Genomic DNA, 18,086 nt, shown 5'->3' on the forward strand with positions numbered 1-18,086 from the left:
GTTAGGAGATCACCACCTTGACGATGCCGGTGAGGGCGATCTGGGCGAGAGAGAGCGGGACGAGAAGGGTCCAGGAGAACTTCTGCAGCTGGTCCTCGCGCAGCCGGGGGTAGGTCACGCGGAGCCAGATCACGACGAAGGCGAGGAGTGCCGTCTTCACAAGGGTCCACAGCCAGCCGAGGCCGTCCGCTCCCCACGGGCCGTGCCAGCCGCCCAGGAAGAGGACGGTGGTCAGGCCGCACAGGACGACGATCCCGGCGTACTCGGCGAGCAGGAACAGGGCGAAGCGCAAGCCGGTGTACTCGGTGTACGCGCCGAAGATGATCTCCGTGTCGGCGACGGGCATGTCGAAGGGAGGCCGCTGGAGTTCCGCGAGGCCGGCGATGAAGAAGACCAGGCCGCCGGTGAGCTGCCAGGGCAGCCACCACCAGTGGAAGGCGCCGACGATGCCCGGCAGGGAGACCGTGCCGGCCGCCATCGCCACGGAGGCGGCGGCGAGCAGCATCGGGAGTTCGTAGGCAAGGAGCTGGGCGGCGGTACGCAGGCCGCCGAGGAGGGAGAACTTGTTGGCACTGGCCCAGCCGGCCATGAGCGAGCCGAGGACGCCGACGCCCATCACGGCCAGCACGAAGAACACACCCGCGTCCAGGACCTGGCCGACGGCACCCTCGCCGGGGCCGATCGGGATGGCGAGCAGCACGAGCAGATACGGGAGGAGGGACACCGCGGGCGCCAGCTGGAAGATACGGCGGTCCGCGCCCGCCGGGACCACGTCCTCCTTCTGCGCGAACTTCACGCCGTCGGCGATCAGCTGGGCCCAGCCGTGGAAACCACCGGCGTACATCGGGCCGAGGCGGCCCTGCATATGGGCCATCACCTTGTGCTCGGTCTGACCGACGATCAAGGGAAAGGTGAGGAAGACGACGAACACGACGAGGAGTCGCAGGACGACGTCCAGAGCGTCGTTCACTACGGGCCTCCTGGACGGTCTTCGCGGGGGGCGGGTTGTTCGGGGGTGGCGCTGCCCTGAGGCGGCGCCGGGGCTTCGGGACTGGGAGGAGCGTCGGCGGCGGGGGCGTCGGACGCCGGGGCCTCAGGGGCGGGAGCGTCGGGGGCTGAGGCGTCCGCGGAGTCGGAGGGTGAGGTCGCAGGTCCGGCTTCCTGGGAGGCCTCGGCGTCCTCGGGAGCCTCCGGTCCGGCAGGTGCCTCGGGCTCGGCAGGCTCCGGCTCGGCCGAGACCGGTGCGGTCGGTGCGGACGCGGCCGACTCAGGCCCGGCCGACTGAGGTCCAGTCGGCTCAGGCTCAGTCGGCTCAGGCCCGGCTGACTCAGGCGCCGCCGACCCAGGTCCAGCCGACTCCGACCCCGTCGGCTCCCCCGCCTCCGCCTCTGGCTCCGGCTTCTCGGTCTCGGGCCCATCCCCGCGTGCCTCGGCCGGCTCAAACGGCTCCGTCGGCTCCGTCGGCTCCGTCGGCTCAGACGGCGTAACCCGCCGCTCCTCGCCTCCCGGTTCGTCGAAGGCCGGGCGGGCGTGGTGCCACGGGGCGTCGGCGCTGCGTGGGCTCGCGGGGCGGGCCGGGGTGGCCGGTTCTGCCGGCGGTGCCGTCTGCTGCGCGCGCTGCGACGCGGAGCCACCCGAGGCGGTACGTGCCCGGCGCGGTCCCCGGGGAGCGGCGGCCGTCGGCTCCTCCGCCGGAGCGGTCTCGTCTGCCGCGGATCCCGCCCGCTGGGAGGCGGAGCCCTCGGTCGCACTCCGTGCCCGGCGCGGACCCGCCGGCGGCTGTTCCCCGGAAACCGCGCGCTGGGAAGCAGACCCCTCGGTCGCGCTCCGTGCCCGGCGTGGGGTGGACGTCGGCTGTGCCTCGGCGGACGCCGCCTCCACAGCCGGGGCCGCCTCCACAGCCGGCGCCGCCTCCACAGCCGGCGCCGCCTCGACAGCCGGCGTCGCTTCCGCCGCAGGCGTCGGCCCGGCTGGGTTCCCCGCCCCGGCCGTCTGGCTCGCCGAGCCCTCCGCTGCCGTGCGGGAGCGCCGTACCGGGCGTTCGCCGGGCGTACGGGGCGGGCGTTCGCCGGGCGGGCCGGCCGGGCGTTCGCCGGTGGGGCGTCCCGCTGCCGCTCGGGCCGGGCGGGCGGGGGCTGCGGGGAGCCGGCCCTTCAGGGGGCCCCATTCGTTGGGGTCGGGGACGCCCGGGGGGAGCATCTGGCGGCGCCTGGGGCCGCCGTGGTCGGACTCGCCGGGTTCCTTGGCGCCGGGCCAGGCCTTGGCGACGCGGGCGGCGAGGACGAAGTCCTTGCGGAGGGGGTGGCCCTCGAAGGTTTCCGGGAGGAGGAGATGGTCCAGACCGGGGTGGCCGGAGAAGCGGACGCCGAACATCTCGTGGGTCTCGCGTTCGTGCCAGCGGGCGCCCGCGTAGACGCCGACGGCGGAGGGGAGTTCGGGGGCGGAGTGCGGCACGGTCGTCCGCAGGAGCAGGCGGCGGACCGGGGCGAGGGCGACGACGTGGGCGGAGACGCGGAAGCCGGTGCCGGGTTCGTCGACCGCGCTCAGCCAGTCGAAGAAGGTGCAGTTCAGGGTCGTACGGGCGGTCTCCAGGGCGGCGAGCCAGGAGGCGGGAGGTACGTCGACCGTGAGGACCTCGTAGGACTCCTCGGCCGTGGCGTCCGAGCCGAAGAGTTCGTCCACGGGGGTGGGGAGCCAACCGGTGGGGGCCGTCATCGCGCGTCCCCTTCGGCGGCGGGGGCCGGTGGCCGCACCAGGTCGCTCTGGAGGGCGGCGGCGGACGGACGGGGGGTGCCGTAGCGCTCGCCCAGGGACTCCGCCGCGATCTTCTCCTGGAGTTTGAGGATGCCCTGGAGGAGGGCCTCGGGGCGCGGCGGGCAGCCGGGGACGTAGACGTCGACCGGGATGATCTGGTCGACGCCCTTGGTGACGGAGTAGGAGTCCCAGTACGGGCCGCCGCAGTTGCTGCACGCGCCGAAGGAGATGACGTACTTGGGCTCGGGCATCTGCTCGTACAGGCGCTTGACGGCCGGGGCCATCTTGTCGGTGACCGTGCCCGAGACGACCATCAGGTCGGCCTGGCGGGGACCCGGCGCGAAGGGGATCACCCCGAGGCGGATGAAGTCGTGGCGGGCCATCGACGCGGCGATGAACTCGATCGCGCAGCAGGCGAGGCCGAAGTTGAAGACCCAGAGCGAGTATCGGCGGCCCCAGTTGAGGACGACCTTCATCGGCTCGGGGGCGAGGCGGGCGAGCGTGCCCAGCCTCTTCGGCTCCGGCAGGGAGACAGGCTCCGTCACGTCCATGTCAGGACGCCCTTCTTGTATGCGTACAGCAGGCCGATGGCGAGGAAGCCGAGGAAGACGAACATCTCCACGAGCGTGGTGGCGCCGTAGCCGGGGGCGGCGAAGACCGTCGCCCAGGGGAACAGGAAGATCGAGTCGACCGCGAAGATGACGTAGAGGAAGGCGTAGACGTAGTAGCGGACCTGGGTGTGCGCCCAGCCCTCGCCGACGGGGTCGACACCGCACTCGTAGGTCAGGAGCTTCTCGGGCGTGGGGACCACGGGGCGCAGCAGCCGGCCGGCTCCGAAGGCGGCGGCGACGAAGAGCACGCCGACGAGGGCCAGCAGTCCCACGACCGAGTAGGACGCGAAGTAGTCCGCGGCGACGACCACGGTCCGCTCACCGCTCACCGTCTCCCACATCGTCCGTCTCCTCACTCCCTCGACAGACAACGGGCCTGCCCGGCTCCGCGTCGTGACCTCAGTCAACTCTTGATTCGACGATCTGTACGCACGGGAGTCTAGGCCCTGATAAAGACACGGTAAGCAGCCCGTCACGCGGTGATACGTGACACCGGGGCGACCGGTGGGGTTTTCCCCAGGGTGGTCCGGGCGGTGAACTGCATGGCATTGCGTCACGGCACACGGCACGCTGGCGCATATGACCGTACCCGTACCCCGTTCCCGCAGCCTGGCCGACGGCGGCGAAGACCGCGACCGGCTGCCGCCCGTCCGCTTCGCCTACGACGGTCACACCTGGAAGGAGATCGCGCACCTCCTGCTGAACCTGCCGGTGTCGGTGTTCGGCTTCATCTATGTGTTCACGACGGTGTGGGTGAGCGCGGCGCTGACGATCACGGTGGTCGGCATCCCGCTGCTCGCCGGCACGCTGCTGGGCGCCCGGCAGCTGGGCAAGCTGGAGCGGGCACGCGCGCGTGCGCTGCTCGGGGTGCGGGTGGAGGAGCCGACTCCGCTGCCCTTGGGCAAGCGGAGTGGGGGCACTGGGCGGCTGTGGATGGCGCTGAAGGATCCGGTGGGCTGGCGGACGCTGCTGTACGACTTCATCCGGCTGCCCTGGGGCATCCTCACCTTCTGCACCGTGCTGACGTCGTTGTTCGTGCTGTGGCCGGTGCTGCCGTTCATCGCGCGCGGGCTGGCGAACGCGGACCGGGCGATGGTCCGCGGTCTGCTGTCGCCCTCCGACGAGCTGGAGCGCCGGATCGCCGAACTGGAGTCGGACCGGGGGGTCGTGGTGGACACGGCCGCCGCCGACCTGCGGCGTATCGAACGGGATCTGCACGACGGCGCCCAGGCGCGCCTCGTCAACCTCGCCATGGGGCTCGGTCTGGCGAAGGAGAAGCTGCTGGAGGACCCCGACGGGGCCGCCGCGATGGTCGAGGAGGCGCACGGCGAGGTGAAGCTGGCGCTGCAGGAGCTCAGGGACCTCGCCCGGGGCATCCACCCGGCGGTGCTGACCGACCGCGGGCTGGACGCGGCGCTGTCCTCGGTCGCCTCGCGCTGCACGGTACCGGTCCAGGTGACCGCCGACCTGCCGTCCAGACCGGCGCCCGCGATCGAGGGCATCGCCTATTTCACCGTCTCCGAGCTGCTGCAGAACATCAGCAAGCACAGCGGGGCGCGCAGCGCGTCGGTCGACGTGTGGCGCACCGACGACCGGCTGCTGATCCAGGTGACGGACGACGGGCAGGGCGGCGCCAGCCTGGACGGCGGCACCGGGATGCGCGGGCTCGCCGACCGGCTGGGCGCGGTGGACGGCCTGTTCGTCGTCGACTCACCGGCCGGCGGTCCCACGACGGTCACCGCCGAGCTGCCCTGGCGCGACCGGGGGTAGGGAAAACCCCCCGTTCAAGATGCCGACGGCCTCCATGGTTCGCGGACCTGCGGCACAGCAGGGTGGAGGTACGACAGGGACAGGCCTGACGGGACGAGCTGGAACAGCCGGCACAGACGGCACAGGACGGACGGGACGGCACCGATGGCCACGGAGTACGGGCACGGGCACGGATACGGGCAGGACGACGGGTACGGATACGGCTACGGGCAGGGCCACGGGTACGGCTACGGGCAGGGCCACGGGTACGGCTACGACCCGTACGGTGAGCCTCGGCACCGGGTGCCGGCCGTGCTGCGGGCGCCGTTCGAGGCGCGCAGCTGGCGTGAGTTCGCCTATGTGCTGCTGGGCTTCCCGATCGGCGTCACGCTGTTCGTGTGGACCGTGACGATGGTGTCCCTCGGCGTCGGTCTGCTGGTGACCTTCATCGGGGTCCCCCTGCTGGCCGCCGCCCTCGCCGGCTGCCGGGGCTTCGGGGCGCTGGAGCGGGCGCGGGCGCGCGGGCTGCTGCGCCTGGAGGTGGCCGACCCGGAACCGTTGCGGATGCGCAAGCCCGGGGTGATGGCATGGATCGGCGCGGTACTGAAGAGCGGCACGTCCTGGCGCCATCTGCTGTACGCGGTCCTCCAGTTCCCCTGGTCGACGTTCTCCTTCGTCGTCGCGCTCAACTTCTGGGCGTACGGCTGGGCCCTGCTGACGTATCCGCTGTGGTTCTGGGTCTTCCCGATGTACGCCGGGCAGGGCGGTCTTCAGCTGTACGGCGACGCGCATCACAGCGTCTACCTCGACAACCCGTTCGAGATCACCGTGACCGCGCTGGTCGGGCTGTTGTTCACGCTGGCCACGCCGTGGATCGTACGGGCGCTGACGCTGGTGGACCGGCTGATGGTGCAGGGGCTGCTCGGGCCCTCGAAGCTGGCGTCGCGGGTCGTGGAGCTGGAGTCGGACCGGGGGGTGGTCGTCGACACGGCCGCGGCCGACCTGCGGCGCATCGAGCGGGATCTGCACGACGGGGCGCAGGCCCGGCTGGTGGCGCTGGCCATGGATCTGGGGCTGGCGAAGGAGAAGCTGCGGGAGGATCCGCAGGTCGCGGCGCGGATGGTGGACGAGGCGCACGGTGAGGTGAAGACCGCGCTGCAGGAGCTCAGGGACCTGGCCCGGGGGATCCATCCCGCGGTGCTCACCGACCGGGGGCTGGACGCGGCGCTGTCGGCGGTGGCCTCGCGGTGCACGGTGCCGGTGCGGGTGGAGGTCGACCTGGCGGAGCGGCCGGCGGCGGCGATCGAGGGGATCGCGTACTTCACAGTGTCCGAGCTGCTGCAGAACATCAGCAAGCATGCGCGGGCGAGTGCGGCGGCCGTGGATGTGTGGCGGAGCGAGGACCGGTTGATGCTGCAGGTCGTGGACGACGGGGTGGGGGGTGCGGACACGGCGAAGGGGTCGGGGCTGGCGGGGCTGGCCGAGCGGCTGGACGCGGTCGACGGGATCGTGGTGGTGGACTCGCCGGTGGGCGGGCCCACGCGGGTGACGGCGGAGCTGCCCTGGCGGGGCTGAAGCCGCGGATCTCCCCCCGCCGCCCTTGCCCGCCCCCTCACCGGGGGGCTCGGCCCCTTCGACCCCCGGGCAGCTGGGGGCTGCCGCGCGCAGCCCCCGCATCGGCCTGAACGGCCTCGTCCTCGGACGCCGGACGGGCTGGATGGTGGACGGGGGTGCCGGGCGGGTCGGTACGAGGTTGCCCTGATGTCGGCGGGCTGAATTGGGTCGTCTCCTCTCATGACCGCGCCGCGCTCCGATGCGAATGCTGGAATGCTGGTCTTTCGGACAGGGCAGGCATGTACGCCGGACGGGGTGTGGGGGGCCGGGAGATCGTGGAGGACAGGGTGCGGGTGGTCATCGCCGAGGATTCCGTGCTGCTCAGAGAGGGGCTGACCCGGCTGTTGACCGACCGCGGACATGATGTTGTCGCGGGTGTCGGCGACGCGGAGGCGCTGGTCAAGACCATCGCCGATCTCGACGCGCAGGGTGCGCTGCCGGACGTGGTGGTGGCGGACGTACGGATGCCGCCGACGCACACCGACGAGGGGGTGCGTGCCGCCGTACGGCTGCGCAAGGCGCATCCGCAGCTCGGGGTGCTGGTGCTGTCGCAGTACGTGGAGGAGCGCTACGCCACCGAACTGCTGGCCGGTTCCAGCCGGGGCGTGGGCTATCTGCTCAAGGACCGGGTCGCCGATGTCCGGGAGTTCGTGGACGCGGTCGTGCGGGTCGCCGAGGGCGGTACCGCGCTCGACCCCGAGGTGGTCGCGCAGCTGCTCGGGCGCAGCCGCAAGCAGGACGTGCTGGCCGGGCTGACCCCGCGCGAGCGGGAGGTGCTGGGGCTGATGGCCGAGGGGCGGACGAACTCGGCGATCGCCCGGCAGCTGGTCGTGAGCGACGGAGCCGTCGAGAAGCACGTCAGCAACATCTTCCTCAAGCTGGGTCTCTCCCAGAGCGACGGGGACCACCGACGGGTTCTGGCCGTTCTGACCTATCTGAACTCCTGACGGGCCGACACCGTGTCGGAGCCGGAAGGCAGCCAGGGGGAGAGAAAATCATGACAAGTCAGGGCGACAGGTCGTCTCAGAACGCCGTCCATCATGTGAGCGGTCACGGGAAGGCGACCCTAACCGACGTAGGGTTGATTGCGGGATGGTCCGTGGGACGACCCCGCCCGGGCAGCCGCCTCGAAGGAGGTCCAGTTCAGTGACCAGCCAGGTCAGCAGGACAACGGAACAGGCCGACGGAACCGTCGTGGGAGAACAGCGCAGGCCGGGCGGTGTGAAGGCCGTCCGGCGCCTTGATCGGGTGATCATCCGGTTCGCGGGGGACTCGGGTGACGGTATGCAGCTCACCGGTGACCGGTTCACGTCGGAGACCGCGTCCTTCGGCAACGATCTCTCGACCCTCCCCAACTTCCCCGCCGAGATCCGTGCACCGGCAGGCACCCTGCCCGGGGTCTCCTCATTCCAGTTGCACTTCGCCGACCACGACATCCTCACCCCCGGGGACGCGCCGAACGTGCTGGTCGCGATGAACCCGGCCGCCCTGAAAGCCAACATCGGGGACCTGCCACGCGGCGCGGAGATCATCGTCAACACGGACGAGTTCACCAAGCGGGCGATGCAGAAGGTCGGCTACGACGCCTCCCCGCTGGAGGACGGCTCACTGGACGGCTACAGCCTCCATCCGGTGCCGCTGACCACTCTGACGGTGGAAGCCCTCAAAGAATTCGACCTCACCCGCAAAGAGGCCGAGCGCAGCAAGAACATGTTCGCGCTCGGCCTCTTGTCATGGATGTACCACCGGCCCACGGAGGGCACGGAACGGTTCCTCAAGCAGAAGTTCGCCCGCAATCCCGAGGTCATGAACGCCAACCTGGCGGCCTTCCGCGCGGGCTGGAACTTCGGGGAGACGACCGAGGACTTCGCGGTCTCCTACGAGATCGCCCCGGCGACCACCGCGTTCCCGGTGGGCACCTACCGCAACATCTCCGGGAACCTGGCCCTGGCCTACGGCCTGGTCACCGCGTCCCGCCAGGCCGACCTGCCGCTCTTCCTCGGCTCGTACCCGATCACCCCGGCCTCCGACATCCTCCACGAACTGTCCAAGCACAAGAACTTCGGTGTGCGGACCTTCCAGGCCGAGGACGAGATCGCCGGGATCGGCGCGGCACTGGGCGCGGCCTTCGGCGGCTCGCTCGCCGTCACCACCACCTCCGGCCCCGGTGTGGCGCTGAAGGCGGAGACGGTGGGGCTCGCGGTGTCGCTGGAGCTGCCGCTGCTCGTCGTCGACATCCAGCGCGGCGGCCCGTCCACCGGGTTGCCGACCAAGACCGAACAGGCCGACCTGCTCCAGGCGATGTACGGCCGCAACGGCGAGGCCCCGGTCCCCGTGATCGCCCCCCGGACCCCGGCCGACTGCTTCGACGCGGCGCTGGAGGCGGCCCGGATCGCGCTGACGTACAGAACGCCGGTGATGCTGCTGTCCGACGGCTACCTGGCCAACGGCAGCGAGCCCTGGCGCATCCCGGAGCTGGAGGAACTCCCCGACCTGCGGGTCCAGTTCGCCCAGGGCCCCAACCACACCCTCGACGACGGCACCGAGGTCTTCTGGCCGTACAAGCGCGACCCGGGGACACTCGCCCGCCCGTGGGCGATCCCGGGTACGCCCGGTCTCGAACACCGTATCGGCGGCATCGAGAAGCAGGACGGCACGGGCAACATCTCCTACGACCCCGCCAACCACGACTTCATGGTCCGTACCCGGCAGGCCAAGATCGACGGCATCGACGTCCCGGACATCGAGGTCGACGACCCGGACGGCGCGCGCACCCTGGTCCTGGGCTGGGGTTCCACCTACGGGCCGATCACGGCCGCGGTACGGCGGCTACGGCGGGCCGGCGAGCCGATCGCGCAGGCGCACCTGCGTCACCTGAACCCCTTCCCGCGCAACCTGGGTGCGGTCCTGGGGCGGTACGACAAGGTGGTGATCCCCGAGATGAACCTCGGCCAGCTCGCCACCCTCATCCGGGCGAAGTACCTCGTGGACGCGCATTCGTACAACCAGGTCAACGGCATGCCGTTCAAGGCCGAGCAGCTCGCCGAGGCGCTCAAGGAGGCCATCCATGACTGACACCGCCGACGGACTGCTCCAGCTCGTCCCCAAGGCCGCGGCCAAGCAGTCCATGAAGGACTTCAAGTCCGACCAGGAGGTGCGCTGGTGCCCGGGCTGCGGTGACTACGCGATCCTGGCCGCGGTGCAGGGGTTCATGCCGGAACTCGGGCTGGCGAAGGAGAACATCGTCTTCGTCTCCGGCATCGGCTGCTCCTCCCGTTTCCCGTACTACATGAACACCTACGGGATGCACTCCATCCACGGCCGTGCCCCCGCCATCGCCACCGGACTGGCGACCTCCCGCCGGGACCTGAGCGTCTGGGTCGTCACCGGGGACGGCGACGCCCTCTCCATCGGCGGCAACCACCTCATCCACGCCCTGCGCCGCAACGTCAACCTGAAGATCCTCCTCTTCAACAACCGGATCTACGGGTTGACGAAGGGCCAGTACTCACCGACTTCCGAAGTCGGGAAAATCACCAAGTCGACACCGATGGGCTCCCTGGACGCCCCCTTCAACCCGGTGTCCCTGGCGATCGGCGCCGAGGCGTCCTTCGTGGCCCGCACCATCGACTCCGACCGCAAGCACCTCACCGACGTGCTGCGCCAGGCCGCCGCCCACCCCGGCACGGCCCTGATCGAGATCTACCAGAACTGCAACATCTTCAACGACGGCGCCTTCGACACCCTCAAGGACAAGCAGTCCGCCGAGGAAGCGGTGATCCGCCTGGAGCACGGACAGCCCATCCGCTTCGGCACCGACGGCGCGCGCGGGGTCGTACGCGACCGGCTGACCGGCGACCTGACGGTGGTCGACGTGACCCCGGACAACGAGTCCGAGATCCTCGTCCACGACGCCCACTCCCCCTCCCCCACCACGGCCTTCGCGCTCTCCCGGCTGGCCGACCCGGACACCCTGCACCACACGCCCATCGGCGTGCTCCGCTCGGTGGAACGGCCCGTCTACGACGTCCAGATGTCCGAGCAGCTGGACACGGCGGTGGAGCAGCACGGCAAGGGCGACCTGGGGGCGCTGCTGGCCGGCGGGGACACCTGGACGGTCGTCGGCTGACCGTCATCGAGCAGTGAGCGCGAGCGGGCCCGGACACTGCGTCCGGGCCCGGTTCGCGTTCAGGCGCGCTTCGCCTCGTCGTACGCCTCCCGGGCCCGGGTCACGTCCGCCATCCGCCGCTCGGTCCACAGCGCGAGGTCCCGTACCTGCCGGGCGGCCTCGCGGCCGAGGTCGGTGAGGGAGTAGTCGACCCGGGGCGGGATGACGGGCTTGGCGTCCCGGTGGACCAGGCCGTCCCGTTCCAGGGTCTGGAGGGTCTGGGTGAGCATCTTCTCGCTGACCCGGCCGATGGCGCGGCGCAGCTCGCTGAAGCGGTGGGGGCGGTCGAGGAGCTCGATCAGGACCAGGACGCCCCAGCGGCTGGTGACGTGCTCCAGGACCAGGCGGTACGGGCACATCGCCTCACCGACGACGTACTTGTCGGCCCTCGTCGCGGGCGCGTCGGGGCGGTTCTCGACTTCGGGAGTACTTACTGCCATGCCAGTACCTTACTTCAAAGTGGGTACTTTCTTTCAGTTAGCGCACCTCCTAGGGTTAGTGACATCGGAACCCCACAAGGAGATCGCAGACCATGAGCATCGTTGTCACCGGAGCCACCGGACACCTCGGCCGTCACGTCGTGACGCAGCTGCTGGAGAAGGTCCCGGCCGAACAGATCACCGCCGTCGTCCGCGACAAGTCCAAGGCCGCCGACTTCGCCGCCCGGGGCGTCAACATCGCCGTCGCCGACTACAACTCCCCCGAGACCTTCGACGGCCTCTTCGCCGCCGGCGACAAGGTGCTCCTGATCTCGGGCAACGAGTTCGACAAGGGCCGCCCGCAGCAGCACAAGGTCGTCATCGACGCGGCCAAGGCGGCCGGCGTGGCCCTGCTCGCGTACACCAGCGCCCCGGGCAGCCTGACGGCGTCGCTCGTGGACGACCACCGCGCCACCGAGGAACTGCTGCTCGCCTCCGGCCTGCCCTACGCCCTGCTGCGCAACGGCTGGTACCACGAGAACTACACCGAGAACCTCGCCCCGGTCCTGGAGCACAACGCCGTCGTCGCGGCCGCCGGTGAGGGCCGGGTCTCCTCGGCCTCCCGCGCGGACTACGCGGCCGCCGCCGTCGCCGTACTGACCGGCGAGGGCCACGAGAACCAGACCTACGAGCTGGGCGGCGACGTCGCCTGGAGCTTCGACGAGTACGCGGCCGAGATCGCGCGGCAGACCGGCAAGGAGATCGCCTACAACTCCGTGCCCGGCGAGGTGCTCCAGTCCATCCTCACCGGCGCCGGCTTGCCGGAGGCGTTCGCCACCATCCTGGTCGGCGTCGACGCGTCGATCACCAAGGGCGAGCTGGTCGTCGACTCCGGCGACCTCTCCCGCCTGGCCGGCCGCCCGACCACCCCGATCTCCGAGGCCGTCGCGGACGCGCTGAAGTAGGCCCTGCCCCTGGCAGGCCCCGAGAAACCCGAGAAACCCGGGAGGCCCAGGAGGTCTGGGAGGGCCTGGGAGGTCTGGGAGGCCTGGAGGCCCAAGCGGCCTGTGAGGCCCGGGAAGTCCCACCCCCGTCTGTCATGACCGTATGCCGATACGGCCATGACAGACGGGGGTGCTCAGCGCTACCTTCGTCCCGGTGTGCTGGAGCTGGGCGTAAGGAGGGCCGGTGGCCGAGATATCGAGGGGTGAGCGGCGGAAAGGGCTGGTGAACGGCTTCGCGGCCTACGGGATGTGGGGCCTGGTCCCCCTCTTCTGGCCGTTGCTGAAGCCCGCCGGGGCCCTGGAGATCCTGGCCCACCGGATGGTGTGGTCCCTGGTCTTCGTCGCCGTCGCGCTGGCCTTCGTACGACGCTGGGCCTGGGCCGGTGAGCTGCTGCGGCAGCCGCGCCGACTGGCGCTGGTGACGGTCGCCGCCGCCGTGATCACCGTCAACTGGGGCGTCTACATCTGGGCCGTGAACTCCGGGCACGTCGTCGAGGCCTCACTCGGCTACTTCATCAACCCCCTGGTGACCATCGCCATGGGCGTGCTGCTGCTGAAGGAACGGCTGCGGCCCGCGCAGTGGACGGCGGTGGGCGTCGGCTTCGCCGCCGTGGTGGTGCTGACCGTGGGTTACGGGCAGCCGCCGTGGATCTCACTCGTCCTCGCCTTCTCCTTCGCGACCTACGGACTCGTCAAGAAGAAGGTCAACCTCGGCGGCGTGGAGTCACTCGCGGCGGAGACGGCGATCCAGTTCCTGCCCGCGCTCGGCTATCTGCTGTGGCTGGCCGGCCACGGCGAGTCCAGCTTCGTCAACGACGGTGCCGGGCACGCCGCGCTGCTGGCCTCCACCGGTATCGTCACCGCGCTCCCGCTGGTCTGCTTCGGCGCCGCCGCGATCCGCGTCCCGCTCTCCACGCTCGGTCTGCTGCAGTACCTGGCGCCGGTCTTCCAGTTCCTGCTCGGCATCCTCTACTTCCACGAGGCGATGCCCGCCGAGCGCTGGGCCGGCTTCTCCCTGGTCTGGGTCGCCCTCGCCCTGCTCACCTGGGACGCGCTGCGCACCGCCCGCCGGTCCGCGCGGGCACTCGCTGCGGCGGCCGTACCCCGGCCGGTGACGGTGGCCGCGGAGACTCCCAGAAGTCAGGTGTGAGGCCGGCGGCCGTCGGCTATAAGTGGGCGGCATGACGCAGACGCCCGCACCCCTGCACTGGAAACTCGTCGTCGACGCCCGCGACCCGCACGTACAGGCCGACTTCTGGGCCGCCGCACTGCACTATGTGGCCGAGGACAACAGCGCGTTGGTCGAACGCCTGCTGGAGCAGGGCGCGCTGCCCGGCGCGGCGACCGTGGAGTACCACGGCCGTGCCGCCTTCCGTGACCTGATCGCCGTACGGCATCCGGACGACCCGTTCGACCAGGAGCGCGGGACCGGGCTGGGGCGGCGGCTGCTGTTCCAGCGGGTGCCGGAAGGAAAGTCCGGCAAGAACCGGCTCCACATCGACCTGCACGCCGAGGCGGGCAAGCGGACGGACGAGGTGGCGCGGCTCGAAGGGCTGGGCGCGACGGTGGTTCGGCACGTGTCCGAGTCGGCCGGGGAGTGGACGGTGATGGCCGACCCGGAGGGAAACGAGTTCTGCGTGCAGTGACCGACCGACCGGCCGGCCGACCGGCTGTCTGGCTCGCTTGCTCGCTCGCTCGCTGACGCTCAGGCGTTCTCGGCCGCGCGGCGGGCGCGTTCGGTGAGGCGGGCCATCCGGGCGCGGGCCGAATCCAGTTCCTCCGGGTCGTCGGCGGCCGGGCCGTCCTCGGTGATGAGCTGCGCCCACAGGTCGATCAGGTCGCGGCCGAGGCGCAGTCCGTGCTCCGGGTCGCGCACCGCGCGCCAGGCGGTTGCCGCGCTCCGCACGTTCCCGTACGCCCCCTCGCCGTCCCGGGCCTGCCGGTGCTGCCTGGCCAGGTCGAGGGAGAGGTGGAAGGCGCGCAGCGGGTCGCCCGCCAGGTAGGCGATGTAGGCGGTCAGCTCGCGCAGGTGCAGCACCTCGGTGTGACCGTCGCCGAGGGTGGCGGAGGCCTCGGCGACGGTGCGCTCCGCGAGTTCGGCCGCCACTTCGATACGGCCCGCCCGGACGGCCTCGTTGATCTGCGACACCGGCTCGGTGAGCAGCGCGGCCCCCTCCGCGGTCACGGTCACGGGCTCGTCCCCGAGCACCTCCTCGGCGACGGCGTCGAAACCGCGGGCCGGGGTGTGCCTGGGGTCGGGGTCGAAGACACCGGCGGACTCGGGTTCCACGAGGGGTTCTATGAGGGGCTGCGTGCGGGGCTCTGTGCGGGGTTCGACACGAGGGTCGGTCCTGGGCACCGCCGACTGAGGCCCGGTGACGGGCTGAGCGGGTACGACGGCGGGGGCGGGGGTTCCGTGCATGACGGGCGGCGGGCCGAACACCCCGGTCGGCGGCTGGACCGTGCCCGGCGCCGATGGTGCCGCGACTGGCGGTTCGGGGACCGCCCGTAGGGGGAACGCTGGGGCCGCTTCCGCAACCGCCGCTTCCATGACCGGCGCCTCCGCGACCGGCGCCTCCGCCACCGGTGCGTCCGCGACCGGCGGTTCGTCGACGGCGTGCAGGAGATGCGTCGGCCGGTCCCGGCGGGGCTGCTGTGCCGATTCCTGGGGGACGGGCGCGTTCGGCGTACCGGGCACGGCCATCCGTACCGGGTCGCCGGTGAAGCTGCTGGAGCCGTCCAGGTTCACCTGGAGGCGGACGACGTAGCCGATGCGGCTGTCGTGAACGGTGGCGAGGACGGGACGGCCGGTGGCGTGGGCGAGGCGCTGGAGGTGGTTGAGGACCGCCTGCTGGGGCTCCTCACCGGGCGCGGGGAACAGCGGCACGCCGTCCACGGTCGCGGCCCCGCCCGTCACGCGGACCTCGACCGGTTGTGCCGACCGGTCGGTCTGCTGAGTTTCCCGCTTCGTCTCGCGGCTGAGTCGGGACATCGGCCCTCATTCCCCCGGCGTCACCGTCCGGTCGTACCCGTGCGTACGGTCAAGTCTGGCCGCTCCCCTCGGTCCACGCGTCACCGCGACGTCACAGCCTCGCATCAGGAAGGGGGCCATCCGGTGTCCTGGTGTCCTGGTGTCCGGCCCGACGGCGACCCACTGGCCAAATTAAATGCGCACGCATAAGATGCATGCACCGTTATTCATCGCACGCCGCTCACCTGGGGGATCTCGTGACTCGCCGTTTCCTGTTCGTGCTGGGCAGTTCCCGTCTCGACGGCAACACCGAACTGCTGGCACGCCGAGCCGCCGAACAGCTGCCCGAGGACGTCGAACAGCGGTGGATCAGCCTGGCCGACCATCCGCTGCCGGACTTCGTGGATCTGCGACGCGACGCCGACCATGTGCGGGCGCCCTCCGACACCAACACCGGGCTGCTGCTCGATGCCACGCTCGCCGCGACCGACATCGTGATCGTCTCGCCGGTGTACTGGTACTCGGTGTCCGGCCTCACCAAGCGCTACCTGGACTACTGGTCGGGCTGGCTGCGCACCCCCGGTCTCGACTTCAAGGCGACCCTGACGGGGCGCACCCTGTGGGGAGTGGCCGTGCTGGCGGACCACGAGCCGTCCGTCGCCGATCCGTACGCCGGCCTGCTCCACAACTCGGCCGCCTACATGGGCATGCGCTTCGGCGGGGTCCTGCTCGGCAACGGCAGCGCGCGAGGAGATGTCCTCAAGGACACCGAGGCGCTGGCACGCGCCAAGGAGTTCTTCGCCCAGGAGGCGCCGCCGGCCCGCTTCGCGGTGGGCGCGGCCGCCCCCGCCGTTACGCCGTGATGTCCTTCGTCGTGAACCGCGCCCAGGCCGCGGACCCGAACACCGCCACGTACAGGGCTTGCAGCTCCAGGTTTCTGACCAGGTCGTCCCAGTAGACGGGGTCGCGCACCAGGTCGGCGAAGGACAGCCAGTAGTGGGAGAAGAAGTACGGCTGGAGCGCGTGCAGCTGCGGGATCTGGTCGAGGATCTGGACGGTGATCAGCAGGCCGACGGTGGTCGCCATCGCCGCGATGCCGCTGCTGGTCAGCGTGGACACGAAGAGACCCAGCGCCGCTATGCCGGTCAGGGAGACCGCCACCACCAGGGCGATCAGCAGGGCCCGGCCGAGGCCCTCGGTGAACGAGATCCGGGTGCCGGAGATGGTGGTCAGGTCGCCGAGCGGGAAGAGGATCGCGCCGACGGCGAGGGCGGAGGCGGCCACCACCAGGGTGGCCAGCAGACAGAAGGCCATCGTCGTCGCGTACTTGGTGAGCAGCAGCCGGGTGCGGCCCGCCGGGGCGACCAGCAGATAGCGCAGGGTACCCGCGCTGGCCTCGCCGGCGATCGCGTCCCCGGCCACCACCCCGACGGCCATCGGAAGGAAGAACGGGAGGGTCGCCGCCAGTGCCGTGAAGACCAGGAACAGTCCGTTGTTGGTGATCTGCGCGATGAACGCGGGCCCGCCGCCCCCGCCTCCACCACCGCCGGCCTGGCCGTCGCCCCCCGTCTCGATCTTGACGGCGACCCCGACCAGGACCGGCACCGCCGCCAGTACGCCGAGCAGCGCGAGGGTGCGCCAGCGCCGCAGGGTGATGGCCAGCTCGCTGCGGAACAGGCCGAGGGTCCACAGCGGGTTCGGCCGTACGGCCGTTCGTTCCACGACCGCCACGTCAGCCTGCGACATCGAAGCCCTCCCCGGTCAGCGCCACGAACGCGTCCTCCAGCGAGGCCCGTTCGAGCGTGAAGCCGCGTACGCGCACACCCGCCGCGACGAGCGCCGCGTTGACCTCGGCGAGGTCGCGCTCGGGCGGCTCGCCGGTGACCCGGTCCTCGGCGATGACGACATCCGGGACGCCCTGTTCCTTGAGCACCCGGGCCGCCTCGCCGGTGTCCGGGGTGGTCACCACGAGCCGGCCGCGGGCCCCGGCCGCCAGGTCGGCCACCGCGCCCTGGGTGATCAGCCGGCCCTGCGCCATCACGGCGGCGTGGGTGCAGACCTGCTCGATCTCGTCGAGGAGGTGGGAGGAGAGGAAGACGGTCGTGCCGTCCCCGGCCAGCTCCCGCACCAGGGAACGGATCTCCCGCATGCCCTGTGGGTCGAGGCCGTTGGTGGGCTCGTCCAGGACCAGCAGCCTGCGGGGCTGGAGCAGCGCGGCGGCCAGCCCCAGGCGCTGCTTCATGCCCAGGGAGTAGGCCTTCGCCTTCTTCGCGGCCGCGGCCGTCAGGCCCACCCGGTCCAGCGCGGCCTCGACACGGGTGCGCCGGGTGCGCGGGTCGGCGGTCGGGTCGGCGGCGTCGTACCGCAGCAGGTTGTCGCGGCCGGAGAGGAAGCCGTACAGCGCCGGGCCCTCGATGAGGGCGCCGACCTGGGGCAGTACGGTGCGGGAGGCGCGCGGCATCGGGCGGCCCAGGACGCGGGCCGTGCCCGAGGTGGGGGTGATCAGGCCCATCAGCATGCGGATGGTGGTGGTCTTGCCGGAGCCGTTCGGACCGAGGAAGCCGAAGACGCTGCCCGCCGGGACGGTCAGGTCGAGACCGTCCACGGCGAGCTGTCCGCCGCGGTAGCGCTTGGTGAGGCCGCGGGTGTCGATGACGCTCGCGTGTGCCGGGCCGTCCTGGCCCGGGCCCTCCTGGCCCGGGTCGTCCCGCCCCTGGTCCTCCGACTCCGGCTCCGTGGCGGACGGTTGGTCCATCGGCTCCCTCGATTCGTCGTGCGGCACAGGGTACCGGGGTA

General features: G+C 71.3%; 17 protein-coding genes. 9 read left to right on the forward strand and 8 right to left on the reverse strand.

The window, feature by feature from the left end; translation table 11 throughout:
- Position 1: 1 nt before the first annotated feature.
- The 4 genes from ACFWXC_RS24380 to ACFWXC_RS24395 are packed head-to-tail and all read right to left on the reverse strand — an operon-like array spanning position 2 to position 3,706.
- Positions 2–970 carry an NADH-quinone oxidoreductase subunit H gene (locus ACFWXC_RS24380; RefSeq protein ID WP_384481888.1) on the reverse strand — a complete coding sequence of 323 codons (969 nt, stop codon included), beginning with the start codon at positions 968–970 and terminating at the stop codon, positions 2–4.
- Complete coding sequence (locus tag ACFWXC_RS24385; RefSeq protein WP_384481890.1) at positions 970–2,715, reverse strand: NADH-quinone oxidoreductase subunit C; 1,746 nt, start codon at positions 2,713–2,715, stop codon at positions 970–972. Before ACFWXC_RS24385 ends, ACFWXC_RS24380 begins: the two co-directional genes overlap by 1 nt.
- On the reverse strand, positions 2,712–3,305 hold the full coding sequence (locus tag ACFWXC_RS24390) for an NADH-quinone oxidoreductase subunit B (RefSeq protein ID WP_384481892.1): 594 nt from the start codon (positions 3,303–3,305) through the stop codon (positions 2,712–2,714). The genes ACFWXC_RS24385 and ACFWXC_RS24390 overlap by 4 nt, the downstream gene beginning before the upstream one ends.
- On the reverse strand, positions 3,296–3,706 hold the full coding sequence (locus tag ACFWXC_RS24395) for an NADH-quinone oxidoreductase subunit A (RefSeq protein WP_384481894.1): 411 nt from the start codon (positions 3,704–3,706) through the stop codon (positions 3,296–3,298). The genes ACFWXC_RS24390 and ACFWXC_RS24395 overlap by 10 nt, the downstream gene beginning before the upstream one ends.
- Positions 3,707–3,944: 238 nt before the next feature.
- On the opposite strand from ACFWXC_RS24395, the gene ACFWXC_RS24400 reads away from it, so the two are divergent.
- The 5 genes from ACFWXC_RS24400 (at position 3,945) to ACFWXC_RS24420 (ending at position 10,857) form a co-directional block, all read left to right on the forward strand.
- The gene (locus ACFWXC_RS24400; protein WP_384481896.1) at positions 3,945–5,135 is read left to right on the forward strand and encodes a sensor histidine kinase; all 1,191 of its coding nucleotides are present in this window, start codon (positions 3,945–3,947) and stop codon (positions 5,133–5,135) included.
- A gap of 144 nt (positions 5,136–5,279) precedes the next feature.
- Positions 5,280–6,689, forward strand: coding sequence for a sensor histidine kinase (locus ACFWXC_RS24405; protein ID WP_384481898.1), 1,410 nt, complete (start codon positions 5,280–5,282; stop codon positions 6,687–6,689).
- A gap of 278 nt (positions 6,690–6,967) precedes the next feature.
- Entirely contained in the window at positions 6,968–7,675 is a 708-nt protein-coding gene (locus ACFWXC_RS24410) for a LuxR C-terminal-related transcriptional regulator (RefSeq protein WP_384481900.1), read from the forward strand.
- A gap of 199 nt (positions 7,676–7,874) precedes the next feature.
- Positions 7,875–9,803 (forward strand): 2-oxoacid:acceptor oxidoreductase subunit alpha, encoded by a 1,929-nt coding sequence (locus tag ACFWXC_RS24415; RefSeq protein WP_384481902.1) that lies wholly within the window; start codon positions 7,875–7,877, stop codon positions 9,801–9,803.
- Entirely contained in the window at positions 9,796–10,857 is a 1,062-nt protein-coding gene (locus ACFWXC_RS24420) for a 2-oxoacid:ferredoxin oxidoreductase subunit beta (protein WP_384481904.1), read from the forward strand. Before ACFWXC_RS24415 ends, ACFWXC_RS24420 begins: the two co-directional genes overlap by 8 nt.
- A 59-nt stretch (positions 10,858–10,916) precedes the next feature.
- Here the strand turns inward: ACFWXC_RS24420 and ACFWXC_RS24425 are convergent, their stop codons facing one another.
- Complete coding sequence (locus tag ACFWXC_RS24425; RefSeq protein ID WP_351748143.1) at positions 10,917–11,255, reverse strand: helix-turn-helix domain-containing protein; 339 nt, start codon at positions 11,253–11,255, stop codon at positions 10,917–10,919.
- Positions 11,256–11,428: 173 nt separating this feature from the next.
- Here ACFWXC_RS24425 and ACFWXC_RS24430 point away from each other — a divergent pair, with 173 nt between their 5' ends.
- From ACFWXC_RS24430 to ACFWXC_RS24440, 3 genes are all read left to right on the forward strand, one after another.
- Positions 11,429–12,280, forward strand: a complete 852-nt coding sequence (locus tag ACFWXC_RS24430; RefSeq protein ID WP_384481906.1) for an SDR family oxidoreductase — start codon at positions 11,429–11,431, stop codon at positions 12,278–12,280.
- Positions 12,281–12,503: 223 nt separating this feature from the next.
- Positions 12,504–13,469 carry an EamA family transporter RarD gene (gene rarD, locus ACFWXC_RS24435; RefSeq protein WP_384481908.1) on the forward strand — a complete coding sequence of 322 codons (966 nt, stop codon included), beginning with the start codon at positions 12,504–12,506 and terminating at the stop codon, positions 13,467–13,469.
- A gap of 31 nt (positions 13,470–13,500) precedes the next feature.
- The gene (locus tag ACFWXC_RS24440) at positions 13,501–13,965 is read left to right on the forward strand and encodes a VOC family protein (protein ID WP_384481910.1); all 465 of its coding nucleotides are present in this window, start codon (positions 13,501–13,503) and stop codon (positions 13,963–13,965) included.
- A 59-nt stretch (positions 13,966–14,024) separates the two neighbouring features.
- On the opposite strand, the gene ACFWXC_RS24445 is transcribed toward ACFWXC_RS24440, so the two are convergent.
- A complete protein-coding gene (locus ACFWXC_RS24445) occupies positions 14,025–15,311 on the reverse strand; it encodes a tetratricopeptide repeat protein (protein WP_384481912.1) in 1,287 nt (428 codons plus the stop codon).
- 236 nt (positions 15,312–15,547) lie between these two features.
- Between ACFWXC_RS24445 and ACFWXC_RS24450 the strand changes: the two genes are divergently transcribed.
- On the forward strand, positions 15,548–16,153 hold the full coding sequence (locus tag ACFWXC_RS24450; protein WP_384481914.1) for a flavodoxin family protein: 606 nt from the start codon (positions 15,548–15,550) through the stop codon (positions 16,151–16,153).
- On the opposite strand, the gene ACFWXC_RS24455 is transcribed toward ACFWXC_RS24450, so the two are convergent.
- Both ACFWXC_RS24455 and ACFWXC_RS24460 read right to left on the reverse strand, forming a co-directional pair.
- Positions 16,143–17,036 carry an ABC transporter permease gene (locus ACFWXC_RS24455; RefSeq protein WP_384481916.1) on the reverse strand — a complete coding sequence of 298 codons (894 nt, stop codon included), beginning with the start codon at positions 17,034–17,036 and terminating at the stop codon, positions 16,143–16,145. The genes ACFWXC_RS24450 and ACFWXC_RS24455 overlap by 11 nt on opposite strands.
- Positions 17,023–18,045, reverse strand: a complete 1,023-nt coding sequence (locus tag ACFWXC_RS24460; protein WP_384481918.1) for an ABC transporter ATP-binding protein — start codon at positions 18,043–18,045, stop codon at positions 17,023–17,025. Before ACFWXC_RS24460 ends, ACFWXC_RS24455 begins: the two co-directional genes overlap by 14 nt.
- Between the last annotated feature and the right edge of the window lie 41 nt (positions 18,046–18,086).

This window comes from Streptomyces sp. NPDC058683 (assembly GCF_042716195.1).
Classification (GTDB): Bacteria; Actinomycetota; Actinomycetes; order Streptomycetales; family Streptomycetaceae; genus Streptomyces.